Source organism: Methylobacillus sp. DLP286 (assembly GCF_056636515.1).
In genome coordinates this window covers 1,462,070-1,482,626 of the sequence record NZ_CM153145.1, presented here as the reverse complement: position 1 = coordinate 1,482,626, position 20,557 = coordinate 1,462,070, and the positions used below count along the sequence as shown (strand labels likewise).

Below are 20,557 nucleotides of genomic sequence, written 5' to 3'. Positions count from 1 at the left end.
CCGTTCGGACTATTTTTAACTGAGAGGCCTCCAGGCTGGAACGGTAAAAATGTCTTATATGTAAATGATTTGTAAATATTTTGTTTCTTTGTTGTTAATTCTCAAGTTAGGCCGTGCAAGGGAACATGTCCTGAATCGCCTCAATTAGGCCCGGAATTTGCAGATAGTGGCAGGTGATAGTCAATATCAAATCATGACTGTCAGCAATGGAGTCTCGTTCATAGAGACTTGGCCATTCTTAACAAAAGGAGATTGATGATGAATTTGAGGTCTATGGCAATAGTTGCCATGCTGGTTTCGGCATCATCTGCATATGCAGGTGATTTCGTTAACTTGCGTGACGACTTGGCAAATCTGAGCGCGGCAAATGGTGGTTTGATTGGTGGGGCCAATAATCCATTCCGGGACCCTTTGTTCCTGGATGCCACTAGTTACACTTGGCTGAGTGGATATGGCAGCAACCCAAGCCAGTTGATTGCGACTTCGATTTCTTATTCCGCAAGCGGCGGTGCTGGTGTGCTGACCTTGCTCGACTATCACGTGACAACCGGGGTCGAGTTGTTGCCTGGCGTAGCACAGGCCACTATCTATGATTTCGTGTTCCGCGACAGCAGGGACGATTCTTTGGTATTCGGTACTCGGTACATTAACCAAGTCAACAACAACCAAGAAGTGAACTTCCTCTACCGCTACGGTTTCGATGGGTATGACGCCGCATCTGCCTGGCTATTCCTCTCGGATTTCGACTTGCGTTTGTACGAAACCGGCCGTACCGAAGACTACTCCTACAGCAGCACTGTCGCATTTGATGCGGATGCCGTGCGTCAAAAGTCTGACATCAGTGTAAGCGAAGGCAACCCATACAGCGGCCTGTTCCTCGTAAAAACTGATGCTACAGAGTATGTCTGGGGCGATAAGGCAATTGGCTACTACCAAGCTGGTGAAGAAGGCCAAGCCATTGTGGGCGGATTCATCGGTGGTTTTGTTCCAACTGTCGCTGCAGTACCTGAGCCATCAGAATATGCCTTGATGATGCTTGGTTTGGGAGTGGTAGGTTTTGTGGCTGCACGCCGCAAAAAGCAAAATCTGGCTTAAAGCCAGTACGCAGTAAGTTTGGTACCGCAACGGTACTAAGCGCTATGGAGATAGTAGTTTAATCAAGAACGGAGTCATTGTCTGTTCATAAGGCAATGGCTCAATTTAAGAGGGGATTTTAAAAAATGCAACAAGTATTCAAACAAGCTATTGCCGGTGCCGCACTGGCGCTCGTGAGCGTCAGCAGCGCCTACGCAGGCGGTTTTGTCGATGTCCTGAACACAGGTGAGCGCACTCCTGGCAGCGTGAACAATGTATTGACGGATCCATTTTTCTTGACTGGTGGTATTCCATCCAGCTGGGCTCAGCAGGCTTCTGTGACTACAGCTGTCTACTCTCCTGTAAATAATAGTATCCAAGTTGGCAATTTCATCGACACCGTATGGATTGATGCAACCACTAATCAGCTGATTATTGGCAGCTATTTCCAACTGCTGTCTAATTATCCAACAGGCAATATCCACGGCGGCGGCGGTATCTCTGAAATCAATTCTATTGTACGTACTGGTTTTGCCGATGTAGACACTGTTTCTGCTGCTTGGTATTTCGCTTATGGCATTTATAGTGGTGCTGAAGATGGCTACCGTCTGCGTGATCCATCACGCTCTGGCTATGTAGCGTCTTACAATGCTGCCAATGCCGCTGCAGGCGATTATCTTGATCTGGACAAGGTTGCCATTCGTACCGATGTTAGCATCGGTGAAGATAACCCCAATTCCGGAATCTACTTCCTGAGCGTAGATGCATCCCAATACACCTATGTATTTGGTAGCAATGCTATCGGTATTATCCAGGGCGCTTCTACCAGCGAAGGTGGTCGTGTAGGCCAGGAAATCTGGTTGAGTGGTTTCCGTGTGGCTGCTGTTCCTGAGCCATCCGAATATGCGTTGATGCTGATCGGCCTAGGCATGATGGGTGTTGTGGCACGTCGTCGCAAAAGCAAGGATTTGTCATAAATCTATCGCAGTAGCTCAGTAGCATTCAATAAGTCGGCTTTATGCCGACTTATTTTTTAGTCCGAATAGACTATACAAATGAGAATTTATATCATTTGTGAGCGAAGTTTTGTATTATGCCCGATTGAGCTGATTATCTAGTATATGTTTTTATCCCGGTTGAATATGCCGATTTGGAGTCGCGTAGCGCCGTTTGCGCTATATATGCTATTCATGGCAGCGGTGGACTTGGCTGCCCGGTTCGCGCCTGCTGAGCTTGATCTGCGTTGGCTCTATGGCATCAAGGTGGGCCTGGTAGCCATATTGCTCTGGGTTTTACGTAAGCATTATGCCGAGCTCCGCGATATATCCTCGTTGGGAGCAAAGTCGTGGTTGAGCGCAACTGTTATTGGTGTGCTAGTATTTATCGCCTGGATCAATCTGGATGCGCCATGGATGTTGCTTGGCGAACGGTCTGCAGGATTTAATCCAGGAAGCGGACCAGATGCCTGTCTGCTAATGGCGACAAGAGTGATGGGGGCTGCACTGGTTGTACCCCTGATGGAAGAGCTGTTCTGGCGTTCATTCTTGATGCGCTGGATTCATAATCAACACTTCCTCAACGTCGACCCGCGGCAGGTAAGCGTCTTGGCCTTGCTTGTTTCATCCGCATTGTTCGCGATAGAGCATACCGAGTGGTTTGCTGGCCTGATGGCTGGCTTGGCATACGGCTTGCTTTATATCCGTAGCGGAAAAATATGGATGCCGATCATCGCTCATGCGGTGACCAACGGTATATTGGGGGTTTGGATTATCTATACCAGTAACTGGCATTACTGGTAATCATGGGAAATACATCTTTGCAGTTATTGAGCTATACAAACTTAAAAAAAATAGCCTTGCTGGCGATGGGGATCAAACTAGTAGGGGGTTATTCTGTTGCTCTAGCTTTAGAGGGGGATGTCATTCGGCCATATGCCAGCGCAACTTATTCTTATGATGATAACTTAAGGCGTTTTAGTAGTAGTGAGCAAGCGCTACTTGCTACTGGCAGTAGCAAAACCTCTGATACTTTTCTGATGACAGGTGTCGGTATTATTCTTGACAAGACTATTAGTCAGCAACATTTTTTTGTTGATATAAGCGCTAATCGAACAAAATTCGATCGAAACTCCGATCTCGATAATGATGGTAAGGAAATGACGGGGCGGTGGGATTGGAAGGTTGGTAAGCGATTTGAAGGAAAATTCGAACTTTATCATAAGGAAGCGCTTGTCCCATTTGCAAGTACTCGGGGATTTGCGATGAATATGAGAACGTCAGATCGGCGGCAGTTTGAAGCTCGATGGTTGTTTCATCCTAGATGGCGAGCAAGAGGCAGTTTGGTTAATAGCGAAACTAAGTATAGTTCGTCTCAAAGTGCAGCTAATCTTGATGAGCATTCTCAGGAGATCGGTATCGATTATCTATCTCCTTCAAGGAGCGTAATTGGTGTGCAATATCGGCATGTCCGCGGTGAAAAGCCTGTGCAGATATTTTTGGGGATGCCTTTTAGCAACGATTATGATCAAAACGAATTGAAGTTAAATATAGATTGGGCTGTGACTGGAAAATCAAAATTGCAATTTCTAGGGGGGGTTGTTGATAGAAAACATGACGAATTACCATCTCGCGATTTTCGCCGATTTAACGCGCGAGGGAATTTTGAATGGATGCCAACTGGTAAGATTGGACTCGATCTTTCTGCTTGGAGGGAAAATAACGCACGGGCATTTGTTACCACCAGCTACACTGTCAATACGGGAGCCGCACTGGCGGCCAATTGGTCCTTGACAGGAAAACTCACTATGCAGGGGCGGGTTCAATATGAAAAGCGTGATTTTGTAGGTGATGTATTCTTTGATCAAGAGCGGATTGATAAAAACAAGAATCTCACTTTGGGGCTAGTGTATAGACCTACCTTGTCTTTAGTGCTTAATGCATCATTTACTCATAGTAATCGAGAGTCAACAAATGAGTTGCTTACATTCGACTCCAATAGTTTTGCATTAACTGGGCAGTATGAATTCTAAAAGGTGTCTCGATGACAGTTAATGATATTCCTTTAGTTGCATTTTTCAAGCAGTTGCTTGATCCGCTTATCATACTTGGAGCGTTATATGGTTTTACTCTATTGTATGATGAGCCGTTCAATGGCTACTATCTGATCCTTGCCCTCCTTGCCTATTTTGTTTCCTCCAACGTTTATGAGCGTCTGGACTTATATCGTACTTGGCGGAGTGGGAAGATATTGGGATATATACGCGATATCTTGTTTGGATGGGGTATTGTCGTAGCAGTCCTGATTTTCATTGGATACGCTGCAGACTTATCCAGTCAATATTTGGACGAAATGATTTATGCCTGGTTTGTTAGTGTACCCATAATTTTCATTATTGCGCATCTTACTATCCGTAAAATTGCTTCTGATTTACATAAAAATGGTGAGGTGCGCTCAGTTGTTATTGTGGGCGCTAACGATATCGGTGTTCGGTTGGTGAATCGCATCAATGAAGATCCTTATCTTTTCATGGAAGTGAAGGGGCTTTTTGATGACCGCGAAGTCTCTCGTCATCCTAAAGGAATGCGTAATGTTCCTTTATTGGGTTCCATGGCAGATATTGCGCCTTATGTACGTGAAAATAACACACAGATTATTTTTATTAGCTTGCCAATGTCCGCACAGCCTCGTATCAGGCAGCTATTTGAAGAGTTGCAGGATACCACTGCTTCTATTTATTTTGTTCCAGATATCTATATTTTTGACTTGGTGCAGGCCCGATTTGATGATGTCGCTGGTGTGCCGGTTGTTGCCATTCTTGAAACGCCATTTACAGGCTTCAATAGTTTAATCAAACGGACTAGTGACATTATTCTTGCCTCGCTTATTCTATTAATGCTTTCTCCCATTATGCTGGCTATAGCATTGGCGGTGAAGCTGACCTCTAAAGGTCCTGTCATATTCAAGCAACGTCGTTATGGTTTAAATGGTGAATCCATTATAGTTTACAAATTCCGTTCGATGACGGTTATGGAGGATGGCGATAAGGTTGTGCAGGCTCAAAAGAGGGATCAGCGTTTGACACCTATTGGTGGGTTCCTTAGAAAGAACTCCCTTGATGAATTACCACAATTTATTAATGTGTTGCAGGGGCAAATGAGTATCGTTGGGCCGCGCCCTCACGCTATAGCTCACAATGAGCAATACCGTAAGTTAATTCGTGGTTATATGTTGCGGCATAAGGTGAAGCCCGGTATTACAGGGTGGGCACAAGTAAACGGTTTGCGCGGAGAGACGGATACATTGGATAAAATGGAGTCGCGTATTGAATACGACCTAGATTATTTGCGTCATTGGTCTCTGGCCTTTGATTTCTGGATTATTGTGAGAACTGTTCTTGTGGTTTTTAAGAAAGATAACGCATACTAACTATATGAGATTTAAAGAGTTTGAGGAGATTAACTTGAAAAAAATATCTACTATGAGGTCGCGATTAAAATTCGCAAAAATTGCAGCAATTGGTTGTGTAGTCATGGTTGGACTAGGTGGCTGTCAGAAACATGAGGCAGGTAGTAAGGGAAGTCAGTCACTGGTGAGTGTTAATGGTAAGGAAATTACCGTTCATCAACTGAATGAAGAGCTGTCTCGCGCTAATGTGCAGCCCGCACAAAAAGATATTGCTACCAAGCAGCTGCTTCAAGCCTTGATCGATCGCCAATTATTGGAAGGGGCTGCATTAAAAGCCAAAGTGGATCGAGATCCAAATGTTATGCAGGCAGTAGAGCGCGCAAAGTCTCAAATAATCGCTCAGGCTTATTTACAGGGAAAAATTGCCAATATTGGTAAGCCTGACAAGGCTGAGATAGAGGAATTTTATAAACAGAATCCTAAGTCGTTTAGTGAGCGAAAATTGGTCGAGATGGAGCAGCTTTTATTGGATTCTCGTTATATAAGTGATGAATTCAAGACTGCATTGAGTGGTTTCAAAACTCTGCAAGAGGTTGGAGGTTGGTTGGATGCCAAGGGTATTCAATATGATCGTGGTCAGGTGGCAAGAAGTGTTGCCGAACTGCCGCCTCAAATCTCTGAAAGGTTGAAGGATGCTCGTCGTGGTCAACTTTTTGTCATTGGTATGGGGCCTCGAACCATGTTGGTATTAATGGATAGCATTAAAGACAGTCCTGTATCACTGAATGATGCTACTCCTGCCATTGAGCAAATATTATTAAATAAAAAACGCAAAGAGGCGGGCGAGAATGAAATTGCAAAACTACGATCTGAAGCCAAAATTGAATATCTGGACAAAAATTTCTCTGAACGAGCACCAAAGGATGATGTTTCAGGAAAACAGGCATTGCCAACTAGCAACAATGCCCAGAGCGATATAGATAAAGGTGTGAGTGGTTTGAAATAAGGCTGGATTTAGAAGTATCGATCCAGGACTACTAAATTTTAACTAAAAGATCTTATGACATTATGAATAAGCTAATTTTATGGTTTGTGACTATATTTCTCGCGATTTTTGTGAATAGTTTGGTTGCTGCAGAAAATGATGTCTTGCTTGGTGCGGGTGACGTTTTAAAGATATCGGTATTTGAACAACCCGATCTTACTCTGGATGTAAGAGTGAGTGAGCGTGGAATGATTACTTTCCCATTGATTGGCGAAGTTCAGGTTGGTGGGGGTACTACGGCTGATGCGGAAAGAAAAATAGCCCATCTGTTGGAAAGTGGTGGTTTTCTGAAAAATCCTCATGTCAATATTATTGTGGCGCAGACCCAAAGTCAGCAAGTATCTGTGTTGGGACAGGTCAACCATCCCGGTCGATACCCTCTAGAGGGCGCGAGAACATTAAGTGATGTGTTAGCTCTAGCTAGCGGTATTAATCCGGAGGGTGGTGATTTGGTGACTGTGTTGCGTAACGCTAAGGAAGGCACAATTCGGGAAGTTGTCGATATCGCTGAAATGATGCGGACAGGGGATGTTCATCGTAATTTTTCTATTTCAGGTGGCGATATCGTATATGTGGAGCGTGCCCAGCGTTTCTATATTTATGGTGAAGTACAAAGGCCTGGTCAGTATCGTTTAGAACGTAATATGACGGTATTGCAAGCACTTTCATTGGGGGGGGGGTTAACACTTCGTGGAACTGAGCGTGGCGTTAAGATCAAACGTTTGGATGCAAATGGCGTAATGCAAGTCTTGAAGGCAAAACATGATGATCTGTTGCAGCCTAATGATGTTGTTTACGTTCAAGAGAGTCTTTTTTAAGCTATATCTGGATGTATTTTAGACAAAGGTAATTAAATGAGTTTTTCTCAGTTTCTGCTTATTTTAAGGTCGCGATACAAACTGATTCTGATCACGCTGGTGCTAACTGTCGCTACGACTGTGATCATTAGTTTGTTGCTTCCCAAGAGCTATAAGGCATCGGCCACTGTCATAGTCAATTACAAGGGGGCCGACCCTGTTACTGGTATGATGATTCCAGCTCAACTAATGCCTGGGTATATGGCGACTCAGACAGATATTATTGCAAGCAGAAATGTGGCACGTAAGGTTATTGACGAACTCAAGCTTGCGGAAAGTCCTTCAGTGCGACAAAGTTTTGTTGATGATACGGAAGGTCAGGGTGACATAAAAGATTGGTTGGCGGATTTGTTGCTAAAGAAACTTGAAGTAACTCCTTCACGGCAAAGTAGCATGATCGAAATCAGTTTCTCGGGCGTAACTCCACAATTTGCAGCAGTAATTGCCAATGCATTTGCTGATGCCTATATGAAAACCTCTGTCCAGCTCAAGGTTGAACCGTCTCGCGAAGCTGCCGCCTATTTTACCGAACAAGTAAAAGAATTACGAGACAATCTTGAAAATGCACAGAAACGTCTCTCTGATTATCAGCAAGAGAAGGGTATTGTGAGTGTGGACGAACGCCTAGATGTTGAGAGAGCAAGATTGAATGAATTATCTACTCAATTGGTTGTAGCCCAAGCGCAAACCATGGAAGCGTTGTCTAGGCAAAAGAATGCCAGCGGTACTAGTGCTTATCAATCTCCGGATATTGCTTCCAATCCTATCATTCAAAACTTGAAAACAGAAATCGCACGTGCAGAGTCGAGATTTGCAGATATTTCTCAGAAATATGATCGCAACCATCCACAATATTTAGGCGCTAAAGCTGAAATCGATAACCTAAAGGAAGAGCTTAATCGTCAAACGCAATCAGTATCAACCAATGTGGCAAGCAATTACAAAATATTACAACAGCGAGAAGCAGAAATTAGGGCTGCACTAGTATCCCAAAAGGCCAAAGTACTTGAGTTAAATCGTGATCGTGATGCCTTGGCAGTATTAACACGCGAATTTGACAATGCTCAGCGTGCATATGATTTGACCACACAAAGATTTACCCAAACCAATATCGAGGGGAAGTCAAATCAATCTGATATATCTCTCCTCAATCCAGCTGTGCCTCCGTTGAAACCTGCAAGTCCAAGGGTGCTGCTCAATACTGCTCTTTCTATTATCGTAGGATTTTTCTTGGGGATTGGGTTGGGGGTGTTGGCTGAGTTAATTGATGGGCGAGTTCGATCTAGACAAGACTTGGTGACTATTTTGCAAGCACCAGTATTTGGCGTACTCACCAAGGAGCAAAAGAAACCTAAAAGAATTTTTCTTGCTAGCAAACAAAATAAATTGACAGCGAAGGGAGCATCTTTATGAGCTCAAATTTACAATCTGAAATAGTGTCGACTACTTCGCTAAACCCAGCAGAAAACAAAAAAATTTCTGATTTTAGTATTGGAAACCTATTGCTGCGTATGGGAAAAATTACCCATGAAGATGCTGAACGCATAATGAAACTGCATAACGAGCAGGGAATGAAGTTTGGTGAGGCTGCACAAAGTCTGGGTTTGGTTTCTGAGTCCGATATTCAACAGGTGCTGGCACGTCAATTCGATTACCCATACTTGCTGCAGGAGCAGGGTATCTTTTCGAGTGAACTGGTAGCTGCATATCAGCCTTTCAGTGCGAGAGCAGAGGTGTTGCGGGAGGTGAGAAGCCAATTAATGCTTCATTGGATTGGCGCAGGGAAGAAGGCGATTCCAATTTCCAGTGCGGATCCTGGCGAAGGGGTATCCTATTTATCTGCTAACTTAGCTATTACATTCTCTCAGCTTAGTGTGCGTACATTGTTGATCGATGCAAATTTGCGTCAACCAAGACAGAGTGAAATATTTAGGTTAACTCAAAAGTCCGGCTTATCTGACATTCTTGCGGGGCGCGCAGGTCATGATGTAATTACTAGGGTAGGATCTTTTGAAAATCTCTCCGTTATTACAGCCGGTACTTTGCCTCCCAATCCGCTGGAATTACTTAGCCGATCAACATTTACTCAATTGATAGAGGCATGTGCTGAAAATCATGATGTTATTGTGGTAGATAGCCCGGCGTTCTCAGCAGGTGCTGATGCATATGCTATTTCTGCACAGTTAAGAGGCGTGTTGCTTGCGACTCGTCAGAACAAAACTAGTCTTAGCGATATTGAATCGATAGCTGAACAGCTGAAAAATAACAGTACTCAAGTCATTGGTTCAGTAATACTAGATTTCTAATTTGATATGCATAATTCGTCGATTCAAAGCCTCTGGGTAAAAACTGCTATTAGTTTTTTACCCATAATAATTGGGCTTTTAGTATTAGCTATCCCTACTTATTATGACCTTTTGACAGGGTTATGGCGATCTGAAGATCAAGCACACGGCCCACTGGTCTTAATGGTAGTTTTGTACTTATTTTATGACAAGCGTGCTGCGTTTTACCAAGAATCGAAGCCCGCAACATTTTCTGGGACGGCTATTTTCTCGGTTGCATTGCTGTTGTACATCGTCGGCCGATCACAGGATATTTTAATTTTTGATCTTGGTGCTCAAATCCTTATATTGTGCGCATTAATATTGTTATTCAAAGGATGGCAGACTCTGATTGCGTTATGGTTCCCATTGTTTTTTATGGGCTTTATGATTCCACTTCCTGGTTTCTTCGTGGATGCTGTTACGATGCCCATGAAGATTGCAGTATCTCATGTGGCAGAGCAAATACTTTATTGGTTTGATTATCCTATTGCTAGAACAGGCGTTATTTTGCAAATGGGACAATATCAATTATTGGTGGCAGATGCCTGTGCAGGAATGCATACACTTATTTCACTTGAGGCACTGGGGTTACTTTATCTCAATTTGGTTAAGCATGCATCATTGAAGCGTAATGTCCTGCTTGCTTTATGTATAGTGCCAATTTCATTTACCGCAAACACCATACGAGTGATTGCCATTACATTAGTAACCTACTATTTTGGAGATGAAGTGGGGCAAGGGTTTGTACATGGTTTTGCTGGTATCGTACTTTTCCTTGTGGCATTAATCTTGATTATCGCTATTGATTCTTTAATTCAATCTGTAGTCAAGTCTAAACCTTTAGAGGCTAAATAGAATGGCTGTGAAAAAAATAATTCTAATGATCCTCATGATAGCCTCGGCAATTGCGGCAGTATATTTGCGGCCTACGCATAAAATAGCTGCAGATAGGAATGATTTTGTATTGGAAGAAATTATTCCTTCTCAATTGGGAAGTTGGCGCATGGATGAAGATGGAGTCAAAGCAATTGTCAATCCGCAGCAGGAAATTCTAATCAACAAACTGTATTCTCAAACGCTATCCCGTACTTATGTTAATGAAAAAGGCGAAAGGATAATGTTGGTGATTGCATATGGTGAAGACCAGAGTGACAGTAATCAAATGCACTATCCAGAAGTTTGTTATCCGGCACAAGGGTTTCAGATTTTAAGAAAAAATGTCGGAGTTATAAATACATCATTTGGTGAAGTAAGAGTAAAGCATCTGGTTGCAGTTCTTTCAAGAAGAGTTGAGCCTATTACTTACTGGACAACCATAGGTGATAAAGTTGTTGTTGGTAATAGAGAGACAAAATTGGAAAAGTTAAAATTTGGCTTTAATGGAAAAATTCCAGATGGTTTGTTATTCAGGGTTTCTAGCATTAATGAAGATGAACAGGCGGCTTTTAATTTGCAGGAGAATTTCATTAATATGCTACTTGAAAGTTTAAATGTGAATAATCGCAAGCAAATAGCGGGCATTTAAATATTTTGTAATTTGATAGATAATTTATAAAGTTAATTCAGTGGGAAACACAGTTTTTACAACAAAAATTATCCCTAAGGTCTTGGTGCCAATTGGTTTTATTGGTGCTGCTTTATTGATAAGTTTGATGCTGGCATTTGGGTTTATTATCCCGGCAATCGTTTTGTCAGTATTGGTATTATCACCTATATTTTTTGCTTTTTTTATCAGTTTTTTTAAGACAAAAACAGATGCTTTATTTTGGTTGCTGCTGATACTCATAATGTTTTCATCAGTGTTAGCCACAATAACGAGACAGTCGTTTTCTTTTTTGCCAACAGGGCTATTGCTGTTATTTAGTCCAATATTGTTATTAAATCTTGTTAGGCAAAATAAAGGTTTTGCTAATAGTGGAGTTTTACTTTTCTTAGTAATTGGCTTTTTCTTGACCGGTATAATTTCTAGTATATTGGGTAGGTCTGGTTTGTTTCCGGCTATCTATAGCTGCTTGCTAGCGTTGAAGCCTTACTTATTAGTGGCCTTTGGTGCTTCTATGCTGTGGACTGCAAGAAGTCAATGGTGGTTTGCCATGATACTGAAATGGGCCTGGTTGCCCTGGCTGTTAGTAGCTTTATTACAGTGGTTTGCTCCTAGCATATTTCACTATATCAATGCTGACTTGGAATATATGCCTGAAATTAATCCTTTTTTCCCAGGTTTTCCTAGAGCAACGAGTATTTTTCCTCAAGCATCTGTAATGGCCGCATTTTCGGCAATATTTGGGTTGATTTTAGTTATCGATGGGATAATGACTAAGAAAATTCAGCCCTATCTCAATAGTTTTATGTATTTTTTCTTGATACTTATGGCTGGACAACGTCAAGAATTTTTGATCGCTTTTGCGGCGGTACCCGCTATCTATATCATATACAAATGGCGCCCCACTCTGACTGTACTTGGCATATTCACAGGATTGGGATTGGGTTTCTCCTTATTAGTGATATATCTAGTCGCTCCCGAGGTAATCAATAGTGAGATGCAGAATTGGGATTTCAGTGGGCAAGGTATTTTTATCAAGTATTTGAGTGCTCGTGCGATTTTATATTCCGATTCAATTCGACTAGCCAATCAATATTGGCCTTTGGGAACAGGCTTTGGTACTTTTGCAAGTGTTGGGGCTGTTAAGTTTGATCAGAGTTTGTTTATGGAGTTGGGTTATGGTGCTTTCTGGTGGTATGTTCAGCAGAAAAGTTGGCTAATGGATGCTTATTGGGCAAAGTATATTGCAGAAACAGGTTGGATAGGTTTTGGTCTACAGCTTTCATTTTATGTATTTATATTGAAAAAAAACATCAACTGGTTAAGAGATCCATTAGTTAATACTGACCAAGCAACATTACGACTTTGTCTAATTTCTTTTGTAGGTGTTTTTTTCGCGTTGCTATCTTCACCTACAGCATTCAATCTGGCTGAGCCACACGGCGGTTTGATATCTCTAATGTTCTTTGGAATTGCCTGGACAAGAGTATCATCATTAAGAAATAAAAGTGGCGATGAAGCCTTCGCTTCATATAATAAAAATTAAATATCTTGTGACTTAAGAATCACTAGTCCTTGCCTTGAGGTGGATTAACATAAATGTTGCTCTCAATAATTATTAAAACGCTTAATGAGGAAATTGGAATTAAAGGGGCAATCGAGAGCGCGTTGCAGGCGATTGCGGAAATAGGGGGCGATGGTGAGGTCATTCTCGCAGACTCTATTTCTACAGACAGAACTATTGAGATTGCTACGGGTTATCCTATCAAAATAGTGCAGTTGATGTTTCATTCAGACAGATCATGTGGGATTGGAGCTGAGCTTGGGTATCGTTTCAGTTCAGGAAAATACATTTATATACTAGATGGTGACATGCGTCTTTCCCCAGGCTTTATTGATGAGGCTATTCGGACGCTAGAAAATTTTCCATCCTTGGCAGGTGTGGCAGGACTTGTTGAAGAAATGGTAGTTACTAATTCTGCGATGGCGGGAAGAAAAGCTAAGGCGGAAAATTCTACACCTGCATCCTCAGTATCTTGCCTTAACATGGGTGGATTATATAGAAGGTCTGCGATTGAGAAGGTTGGGTATTTAACCAATAGAAATCTTCACTCTTTTGAGGAGTTTGAGCTTGGCTTGAGGTTGCATTCTGCTGGGTGGGATCTCAAAAGGATTAATGTACAATCTATCAAGCATTTCGGTCCTAATTGTTCATCGATAAAGTTATTATGTCGTCGATGGAAGACATTATATGCTTGTGGCAATGGTGAGCTGTTCCGAGCTACATGGTCTAAGCCCTATTTTTTAAATGCCCTTATGCAATTGAGAGTTTATCGGATTCAGTTGGCTGTTCTCATTGTGTGGATCGGTTTAATCTTTAACCTTTTTCTAAATAATTTTACATTACACAGCATCGGTCATATTTTCTTTTTATGGGTGGCAATTTTTATTTATATATCAATTGCGAAACGTAGTTTGGCAAGAGGCATGTATTCCATCGCAGCGTGGCATGTCGGCGTATTTGGTTTTTTTAAAGGTATTTTTATAAAGAAGAATCATAAGCCTACAGATCCTATTGCATTTCTAGTAGTTAAGACGGATTAAGACCTGATGAGATTATTCGGCGGAGCCCACTTTAGAAGCTCATTAAGGGATTATGTCATTGGTAGAGTTGGCCAAGCTTGTCTGGCATTACTATTTACATTTCTAACTATCAAACTCATGACTCCTCTAGATTATGGGGTGTATTTGGTATTGTTTGGTATATGTGACTTTTTCCGACCTTTGAGTTCATTAGGCGTGTTACCGACGCTACAGCAATTCCTGCCAGAAATGGCTCTTCATGCATCTAAACAGCAGTTGAAAAGGTTTACAGATGTCATGCGTATTGCACGGTGGGGATTATTGCTGATACTGACGATTGCTGTTTATATATGCTGGCAGCCTTTGCTTGGATTTATTGGAATTTCTGATACTTCGGCGTATACCGTTTACCTTGTTATGCTGATGATTTTTAGCTTTTTGTCGCTGGAGTATTCTGAGGCAGTGCTTGAGGCTATTCTTGATCAGAGATCGGCTCAATATGCCAGGATTTTGCATATGAGCTTGCGATTACTAGGTGTGGTTGTCTTAGGCTATTCTGGGCAGTTGACGGTCGTGACCATGTTAGCGAACGAATGCTTTGCTGCGATTGCGGGAATCATTCTATCTGAGTGGCGTCTGGTCATGAGCTTTTCAAAACTTGAGCCTGATGGCTCTAAGCACTTCACTCGGCAGGAAATAACTTCTTTTGCGACTCATTTGTCTTTTACCCAGGTTATGAATGCGTTTGCCACTCCTGGAGTATTGAGATTGTTTGTGGCAAGAACACTTGGTGTGGAGGTCGCTGGCCAGTTCGGCTTTATGCAGACATTACTGCAACAAGTGAATAAATTTATGCCTTCGTTACTATTTTCCAATCTGGTTCGGCCAATGCTGATTGCTGCTCGTGCAAGGCAGCAATTGGAAAAAGTGTCTCATGTCTGCGGATTACTGTTCAAGATTAATGTCTGGATAGTTTGGCCATTGATCCCAATCATGCTCTTGGTGGGTGATGAACTCATATCTATTATTAGTAGCGGCAAATTGAATGATATGGGGCTGGAGATGACCTTTATGATTTTAGGGCTTTCTGCAATGACCCAGATGCAGGTGGCAGCTATTGTATTGCAAATTCATCGTATGTCTGGTCAATTGGCATGGACGGGATTATTGTCGCTACTGGCGCCATTGTTTGTTTATATCGGGAGTTACTATTCACTCTTGTACGTTAGTATTGGATTGTTTATTGCAAGTGCCATCAGGTATGTGATTACGATGAGAGTCATACAACATTCAAATGCTAAGGTCAAAATGGATGGTGGAGGTTCAATAAGATATTTGCTTGGCTTGATAATTGCTTATTTCATTGTAATGTTGATTCCTTACGATTCTGCGGTGATTTCTCTAGTTTCATATTTTGTTATTTTGTTGATATTGTTGCCAATTATTCAACCTGTCGCAAGGTTTGAGGCTGATATATTCAAGGATACTTTAAAGAGAAGTTTTCCGTTTAGTTCATTTATTGTTAATCGCTGGTATTGAGAAGGGGTAATAATGACCGCGAAGCATGGTTTGATCGTCCACAGGCATAAAAAAGAGGTAAACATTGGCGATTACATACAAGCGATTGCTGTGAAACAAGCACTTGGAATTGATGATTATATCTTGATTGATCGAGAGGAATTGGCTACCTATTCCGGTGATACCATTAAAATGGTAGGGCAAGGTTGGTATTGTCATGGTGAAGGGGCGTGGCCGCCAGCAAGCCAGGTAGATTATCTTCCTCTTGGTATTCATATCAATCCGCAAAGTCATGAGCATTTTCTCAAGCCTCACTCCATGGCTGCTCTTAATAGGCTAGCTCCAATTGGTTGTAGGGATATGATGACACATGAGTTCTTGCAGGAAAATAATGTGGATTCTTATTTCTCTGGATGCTTGACTGTCACTATTCAGCCTTCAGACATCAAACGAGATCCTAAAAAAATATATTTGATTGATGTCGGTAAGGCTGCGATCAAATTACTCCCTAGCCATATGAGAAATTTGCCTGTTGTGGAGCTTTCACATTTGCTTCCTCATCCAGAAGGGCGTGTGTGGGAACATGAAGAACTTTTCAATATTGCTCAGGAAAGACTGGATTTATACTATCGTGATGCCGCTGTTGTTATTACAAGTCGAATCCATGCCTTGATGCCTTCCATGGCAATGGGTATTCCATGTTTATGGGTGGAAAGAAGATTGCTAGATAGAAGACTTGATTTGGCAAGGCGTTATGCAAAGCCTCATTTTTTGCCATGTCCAGACCGGTTTTCACAAAAAATAAGGAGCAGAATCGAGAAGTACCTGCATCCTGTCATTGTATCCTTATATGGATTATTCGGTGGTGACGCAGAAAAAAGACTCATTCCAGTTTTAGATATGAAAAAGGAAAGAGAACGTATTTTGGGTGAATTGGCAAAAGCGAAGACAAGACTTGGATGGTAATTTATCTTAGCCCGATTAGAATCCTGTAGGGATCTATGTTCCGGTATAGCAGAAGAGATTTTGTGAAATATGCATTAGCCACTTTCGGGGTATTTTATGCATATGATTTGTTTTCTGCATCACAGGATAAAGCTAAAGTTTTACTTAAATTAGATGATCTTGTTGGACATTCCCCTGCCGGGATGTCTGCTAAATGGCAATATACGATTGACTTCTTAGTCAAACATAATGTTAATGCATCATTTGGTGTAATTGGAAATAAATTAAAAGATGTTAAGAGCCAATATTTTATTAAGCAGTTGGCTGATATTTCAAATGTTGGAAACTTTGAAATATGGAATCATGGATATTCGAAAAAAAATATTAACGGAAATTTTTCGGATACTGAAGATGAACAGTATGATCAATTAACAAGTATACAAAAAGTTTTAAAAGAAGCAATTGGATATGAGCCCCGATTCTACGGGCCTCACTCTTCAAACTTTAACCAAGCCACATTTTTAGCATTGGATAGAATTTCTGAAATCAAGGGAATTTGGTTCTATGAACCACCTCAGTATCTTGCACAAAGGTTTGTTGTTATCCCTAGGAAAGTTGAGGCTGAGCGTCCAATCTTTCATCCTAATTCGAAATTCATTTTAAACGGAATTAGATCAAACAATATCAATGCCCTACAGTTTCATCCAGATCAATGGGATGATTCAAGATTTAAGATTTTTTGCGATGTGGTTAATACATTGATCAATGAAGGTATAGAGTTTTTGAAGCCTTCTGATTTATTGGGAGATGTGTAATGAATAATTCACGATATAAGCCTAGAAAGAAAAGTTTAATTAGGCATTTTGCTTTATTTGTCAGGAAGACGATTTTTGAATTTAATCATTGGGTTAATCGGCGATTTTTCAAGATGGATCTTCATCCAACATGCCGATACTCATTGAAAGTTAATTTTGATAAAACTAACCCTAAAGGTGTACATGTTGGTGCAGAGACATATATTGCCTTTGGTTCAGTGATATTGACCCATGACATGTCTAGAAGATTTCACACCGATACTTACATTGGAGAAAAATGTTTCATAGGTGCTCATGTAATGATATTACCCGGTATTAGGATTGGTGATCATTGCATTATCGGTGCTGGTGCAGTTGTAACGAAAGACGTACCTACAGGTTCGATTGTGGGGGGTAATCCAGCTAAGATTATTCGTAGCGGTATCAAAACCGATTCCATGGGTAAATTGATAGAGTGATATTCATCATTTAAATGACAATATCTGATTGCTAGAGCAATGGCTATTTCAAGAACCAAGAGATCGCTGGTAGGTGCTTTGTTAGTTAGCCCCGTGGCGATATATATTGCTTGGTCTGAAGCAAAGAAAAATCTTGTTAAGCCTTTGTTTTATCAATATCAATGCTCAATGTCTGCAGTCAAGCTAGATAAGCGCAGAATACTGATTGTTGGAGATTCAAGAGTTGGAAGGTGGCAACCTGTGCCATCGTTGCATAATGTTGAATTTATCATGAGAGGGGTGGGAGGAGAAAAACTGCAAGCTTTATATGAGAGATTGCCATTGGAGATTGAGTGCCATAAGCCTGATTCTATTATCATTCAATCGGGAATCAACGATATAGTTGCAGCCTCGCTAATGAATCGAGATAAGGGCGCAGAGTATATTTCCAAAATATTGTCGTATTTTCAATCAATTTTTCTATTCTGCCAAAAACTGGATATAAAGTGCTATATCTCAACTATTATTCCAGCCTCAACGCCTAGTGGATTCTACCGAGTAGCCGGTGTCAACATCATTAATGAATATGTTCAAAACATTAATTCATGGATAAAAGATTTCTCTGACACTTTACCTCATCAGGATCTCCTTGATTTTTCAGTTGTACTGGCTGATCCGATGTCAGGATATTTAATTGAAAGATATAGAGTTGATACTTTGCACATAAATAATGATGCATATGAACACCTGAATCAGGTTGTGACTAATTCAATTAAGGATGATTGAATCTGGGTAAGTAAGTATATTTTGACCTGTAATTATTAGGTTGACTTTATCAAGAATTGTAAGTTTGAATCCCTGTAAGGATAATATTTTGTCTAAGAAGAGCATTTTTGTACCCGGCGTCGGTCAACATGAGAACATAGGGGATATTATCCTTCGAAGGCCATTGATCAGTTGGTTGAGGGAAGCTGGACAATTGCATATTTATGTCGGTAACTCTTCCGAGGGCTATGATAGAGGATTGGGAATACAACCAAGTGACGTTCTTTATTACTCTTTCATCAGTTGGTATCTAGCTGCTTTTTGGCATGCATTAAGATTCAATTGCCATTACGCCTTCAAGCCCGGTGAAATCCAACTTTCGCTTATTGGCCTGAAAGAGCATGTAGTAATGCTGCCCTTGTTATTGATTGTTCGATTAACAGGTGGAAAAGTAATACGCATTGGCTCAGGTGCTCGTAATTTTGCACCATTGCCTAGATTATTGATGAAGCCGTCAATTTGGCTTACTAATATTTTAATGTGGCGTGATCCAAAAACTACTGCATATATGCAGAGTGGAAAAACTATGCCTGATCTTGCTTTTGCCGAAGGCGATAATGTGAGTTCACATATTGCTCTTGATGCGCGAGATACGCTTGTGGTATCCATGCGGGGAGATAGAGGAGATGTTCTCGGCGAATGGATGAGTGCTGTACGTGATTATGCTCAACAGCATTCGCTAAAAATCTATGTGGTTACACAAGTATTGCGAGATTCCAGCTTGTCTAAGGTCTTAGCGAAGAAACTTGACGCTGACTTGTTAGATTGGGATGGGTCTCGACATGATGTGCAAGAGCATAATTTGCGTGATCTGTATGCGCGTACTCATACAGTTGTGAGTGATAGATTGCATGTATTAATTACGGCATATACACATGGTGCTTTGCCGATGGGCATGCTTGATTATTATTCCGATAAAATTGATCGTCATTTTGCAGCGATTGGAGTGAATAATCTTTCTGTTTTTACAAACGGATTAAGTCATTCGGAAATACTGGCGGCAATGGAAAAAATCTACAATGCACGTTTGGAAATTTTGTCAGCATTGCCTCCGGCCAGGGAAAAACTGCTGACAATCAAAAATAATGTTGTCGACCTTTTGAATCCTTTGGAATAATTTTGGGCTTATGACTTCGAACCATCAAATCAAAAATATATTATTACCAGTGGTATGGCATATTGGACGCCGTGGTGAAGTGGCTGGGGGTATGACACAAGTTGTCAATGGGTACCTCAATTGGCAGTTTGATCAATCCAAGGTGGAGGTCATTGTCACAAGAGATGGATCCAAGTGGTGGAATGCGATCAGGGTCTTTTTTAGTGGGGTAGCCCTTTTCTTTAAAGTGCGGGATGTCAATTCCAATATGTTCGTGGTGCATTTGTCTCAAGGGGGCTCCTTCATTCGGGAAGGATGTTTGCTCATACTCGCTAGCTTGAGGGGGTTTGGTACCGTTGCACATATTCACGGTAGCCGTTTCGTTGAGTTTGCGAACCGTTTCCCTTTTTTGGTACGGTTTGTGCTTGGTTATGCATCCAAGGTCATTGTGTTAAGCAATGCCACTTTAGATAAAGTATCTCAGTTGATACCGGCGGATAAGGTAATACTGGTACCAAATGCAGTGCCTACGGGCATAGGCGCTGCGAAGGAAAAGCTGATTGTGTTTGGAGGTAGTGTTTCTTATCGCAAGGGTGTCGATGTGCTGGTGAATGCATGGTCCAAAATCGATGATAAAAATGGTTGGCAGTTACAAATTGCAGGGCCGATTGCCGACTCGGACATTGTGCCTGATCATCTTGAAGCGGCTGAATTCTTGGGTTCGGTAAATCACGGCAAACTTATGCAAATGCTTGAGCGTTCATCGGTGGCAATCCTTCCATCCAGAGATGAAGCCATGCCGATGTTTATTCTCGAGGCATTAGCGCGGGACAATTGTGTTATATCCACGCGGGTGGGGGGTATACCAGCACTTCTAGCGGATCATAGGGGTATCTTGGTTGATGCTGGAGATATTGAACAATTGACGCTTGCCATTTCGGAAGTCATTCATAATGATGATTATCGACAAAAGATAGCGCGAGCTGGGCGTTTATCATTCGATCAATCATTTTCTGCCGAAACTATTTATCCTCGGGTAGAAAAGTTATGGTTGAGTGTGATACCTAGAGTTTGATTTTAATTTTTGA

The 20,557-nt window shown here is 41.5% G+C and carries 20 protein-coding genes; all 20 read left to right on the top strand.

The genetic code is table 11. The features are described from left to right. Nucleotides 1–255: 255 nt before the first annotated feature. A complete protein-coding gene (locus ACWXTG_RS07170) occupies nt 256–1,095 on the top strand; it encodes a PEP-CTERM sorting domain-containing protein (RefSeq protein WP_309566627.1) in 840 nt (279 codons plus the stop codon). A 125-nt stretch (nt 1,096–1,220) separates the two neighbouring features. Beyond that, nucleotides 1,221–2,051 (top strand): PEP-CTERM sorting domain-containing protein, encoded by an 831-nt coding sequence (locus ACWXTG_RS07165; RefSeq protein WP_480221189.1) that lies wholly within the window; start codon nt 1,221–1,223, stop codon nt 2,049–2,051. Nucleotides 2,052–2,195: 144 nt separating this feature from the next. Next, nucleotides 2,196–2,873 carry a CAAX prenyl protease-related protein gene (locus ACWXTG_RS07160; protein ID WP_480221188.1) on the top strand — a complete coding sequence of 226 codons (678 nt, stop codon included), beginning with the start codon at nt 2,196–2,198 and terminating at the stop codon, nt 2,871–2,873. 2 nt (nt 2,874–2,875) lie between these two features. Then, entirely contained in the window at nt 2,876–4,102 is a 1,227-nt protein-coding gene (epsL, locus tag ACWXTG_RS07155; RefSeq protein ID WP_480221187.1) for an XrtB/PEP-CTERM-associated polysaccharide biosynthesis outer membrane protein EpsL, read from the top strand. A gap of 11 nt (nt 4,103–4,113) precedes the next feature. Continuing rightward, complete coding sequence (locus ACWXTG_RS07150) at nt 4,114–5,499, top strand: undecaprenyl-phosphate glucose phosphotransferase (protein WP_480221186.1); 1,386 nt, start codon at nt 4,114–4,116, stop codon at nt 5,497–5,499. Nucleotides 5,500–5,533: 34 nt separating this feature from the next. Continuing rightward, entirely contained in the window at nt 5,534–6,484 is a 951-nt protein-coding gene (locus ACWXTG_RS07145; RefSeq protein WP_480221185.1) for an EpsD family peptidyl-prolyl cis-trans isomerase, read from the top strand. Nucleotides 6,485–6,546: 62 nt separating this feature from the next. Continuing rightward, nucleotides 6,547–7,341 (top strand): polysaccharide export protein EpsE, encoded by a 795-nt coding sequence (gene epsE / locus ACWXTG_RS07140; protein ID WP_480221184.1) that lies wholly within the window; start codon nt 6,547–6,549, stop codon nt 7,339–7,341. A gap of 36 nt (nt 7,342–7,377) precedes the next feature. Continuing rightward, nucleotides 7,378–8,793: a chain length determinant protein EpsF gene (gene epsF, locus ACWXTG_RS07135; RefSeq protein WP_480221183.1), complete on the top strand. Its 1,416-nt coding sequence runs from the start codon at nt 7,378–7,380 to the stop codon at nt 8,791–8,793. Continuing rightward, nucleotides 8,790–9,686 carry a chain length determinant protein tyrosine kinase EpsG gene (gene epsG / locus ACWXTG_RS07130; protein ID WP_480221182.1) on the top strand — a complete coding sequence of 299 codons (897 nt, stop codon included), beginning with the start codon at nt 8,790–8,792 and terminating at the stop codon, nt 9,684–9,686. Before epsF ends, epsG begins: the two co-directional genes overlap by 4 nt. A 6-nt stretch (nt 9,687–9,692) precedes the next feature. Further along, complete coding sequence (xrtB, locus tag ACWXTG_RS07125) at nt 9,693–10,562, top strand: exosortase B (RefSeq protein WP_480221181.1); 870 nt, start codon at nt 9,693–9,695, stop codon at nt 10,560–10,562. A 1-nt stretch (nt 10,563) separates the two neighbouring features. Further along, complete coding sequence (gene epsI / locus ACWXTG_RS07120; RefSeq protein ID WP_480221180.1) at nt 10,564–11,232, top strand: exosortase-associated protein EpsI, B-type; 669 nt, start codon at nt 10,564–10,566, stop codon at nt 11,230–11,232. A 40-nt stretch (nt 11,233–11,272) separates the two neighbouring features. Continuing rightward, nucleotides 11,273–12,796, top strand: a complete 1,524-nt coding sequence (locus ACWXTG_RS07115) for a hypothetical protein (RefSeq protein ID WP_480221179.1) — start codon at nt 11,273–11,275, stop codon at nt 12,794–12,796. Nucleotides 12,797–12,849: 53 nt separating this feature from the next. Further along, entirely contained in the window at nt 12,850–13,854 is a 1,005-nt protein-coding gene (locus tag ACWXTG_RS07110) for a glycosyltransferase family 2 protein (RefSeq protein ID WP_480221178.1), read from the top strand. Between the two features lie 6 nt (nt 13,855–13,860). Continuing rightward, the gene (locus tag ACWXTG_RS07105; protein WP_480221177.1) at nt 13,861–15,372 is read left to right on the top strand and encodes a lipopolysaccharide biosynthesis protein; all 1,512 of its coding nucleotides are present in this window, start codon (nt 13,861–13,863) and stop codon (nt 15,370–15,372) included. Nucleotides 15,373–15,384: 12 nt separating this feature from the next. After that, a complete protein-coding gene (locus tag ACWXTG_RS07100) occupies nt 15,385–16,317 on the top strand; it encodes a polysaccharide pyruvyl transferase family protein (RefSeq protein WP_480221176.1) in 933 nt (310 codons plus the stop codon). A gap of 62 nt (nt 16,318–16,379) precedes the next feature. After that, the gene (locus tag ACWXTG_RS07095) at nt 16,380–17,111 is read left to right on the top strand and encodes a polysaccharide deacetylase family protein (protein ID WP_480221175.1); all 732 of its coding nucleotides are present in this window, start codon (nt 16,380–16,382) and stop codon (nt 17,109–17,111) included. Continuing rightward, the gene (locus tag ACWXTG_RS07090; protein ID WP_480221174.1) at nt 17,111–17,569 is read left to right on the top strand and encodes an acyltransferase; all 459 of its coding nucleotides are present in this window, start codon (nt 17,111–17,113) and stop codon (nt 17,567–17,569) included. The genes ACWXTG_RS07095 and ACWXTG_RS07090 overlap by 1 nt, the downstream gene beginning before the upstream one ends. A gap of 39 nt (nt 17,570–17,608) precedes the next feature. Beyond that, nucleotides 17,609–18,334, top strand: a complete 726-nt coding sequence (locus ACWXTG_RS07085; RefSeq protein WP_480221173.1) for an SGNH/GDSL hydrolase family protein — start codon at nt 17,609–17,611, stop codon at nt 18,332–18,334. Nucleotides 18,335–18,422: 88 nt separating this feature from the next. Continuing rightward, nucleotides 18,423–19,490 (top strand): polysaccharide pyruvyl transferase family protein, encoded by a 1,068-nt coding sequence (locus ACWXTG_RS07080; RefSeq protein ID WP_480221172.1) that lies wholly within the window; start codon nt 18,423–18,425, stop codon nt 19,488–19,490. A 10-nt stretch (nt 19,491–19,500) separates the two neighbouring features. Further along, nucleotides 19,501–20,544 (top strand): glycosyltransferase family 4 protein, encoded by a 1,044-nt coding sequence (locus ACWXTG_RS07075; RefSeq protein ID WP_480221171.1) that lies wholly within the window; start codon nt 19,501–19,503, stop codon nt 20,542–20,544. The last annotated feature ends 13 nt before the right edge of the window (nt 20,545–20,557 follow it).

Coding starts and splice junctions, on each gene's coding strand:
- ACWXTG_RS07075 (WP_480221171.1), top strand. CDS start 19,501: ATGACTTCGAACCATCAAATCAAAAATATATTATTACCAGTGGTATGG.
- epsI (WP_480221180.1), top strand. CDS start 10,564: ATGGCTGTGAAAAAAATAATTCTAATGATCCTCATGATAGCCTCGGCA.
- ACWXTG_RS07110 (WP_480221178.1), top strand. CDS start 12,850: ATGTTGCTCTCAATAATTATTAAAACGCTTAATGAGGAAATTGGAATT.
- ACWXTG_RS07105 (WP_480221177.1), top strand. CDS start 13,861: ATGAGATTATTCGGCGGAGCCCACTTTAGAAGCTCATTAAGGGATTAT.
- epsG (WP_480221182.1), top strand. CDS start 8,790: ATGAGCTCAAATTTACAATCTGAAATAGTGTCGACTACTTCGCTAAAC.
- epsE (WP_480221184.1), top strand. CDS start 6,547: ATGAATAAGCTAATTTTATGGTTTGTGACTATATTTCTCGCGATTTTT.
- ACWXTG_RS07160 (WP_480221188.1), top strand. CDS start 2,196: ATGTTTTTATCCCGGTTGAATATGCCGATTTGGAGTCGCGTAGCGCCG.
- ACWXTG_RS07150 (WP_480221186.1), top strand. CDS start 4,114: ATGACAGTTAATGATATTCCTTTAGTTGCATTTTTCAAGCAGTTGCTT.
- ACWXTG_RS07090 (WP_480221174.1), top strand. CDS start 17,111: ATGAATAATTCACGATATAAGCCTAGAAAGAAAAGTTTAATTAGGCAT.
- ACWXTG_RS07085 (WP_480221173.1), top strand. CDS start 17,609: ATGGCTATTTCAAGAACCAAGAGATCGCTGGTAGGTGCTTTGTTAGTT.
- epsL (WP_480221187.1), top strand. CDS start 2,876: ATGGGAAATACATCTTTGCAGTTATTGAGCTATACAAACTTAAAAAAA.
- xrtB (WP_480221181.1), top strand. CDS start 9,693: ATGCATAATTCGTCGATTCAAAGCCTCTGGGTAAAAACTGCTATTAGT.
- ACWXTG_RS07170 (WP_309566627.1), top strand. CDS start 256: ATGATGAATTTGAGGTCTATGGCAATAGTTGCCATGCTGGTTTCGGCA.
- ACWXTG_RS07100 (WP_480221176.1), top strand. CDS start 15,385: ATGACCGCGAAGCATGGTTTGATCGTCCACAGGCATAAAAAAGAGGTA.
- epsF (WP_480221183.1), top strand. CDS start 7,378: ATGAGTTTTTCTCAGTTTCTGCTTATTTTAAGGTCGCGATACAAACTG.
- ACWXTG_RS07165 (WP_480221189.1), top strand. CDS start 1,221: ATGCAACAAGTATTCAAACAAGCTATTGCCGGTGCCGCACTGGCGCTC.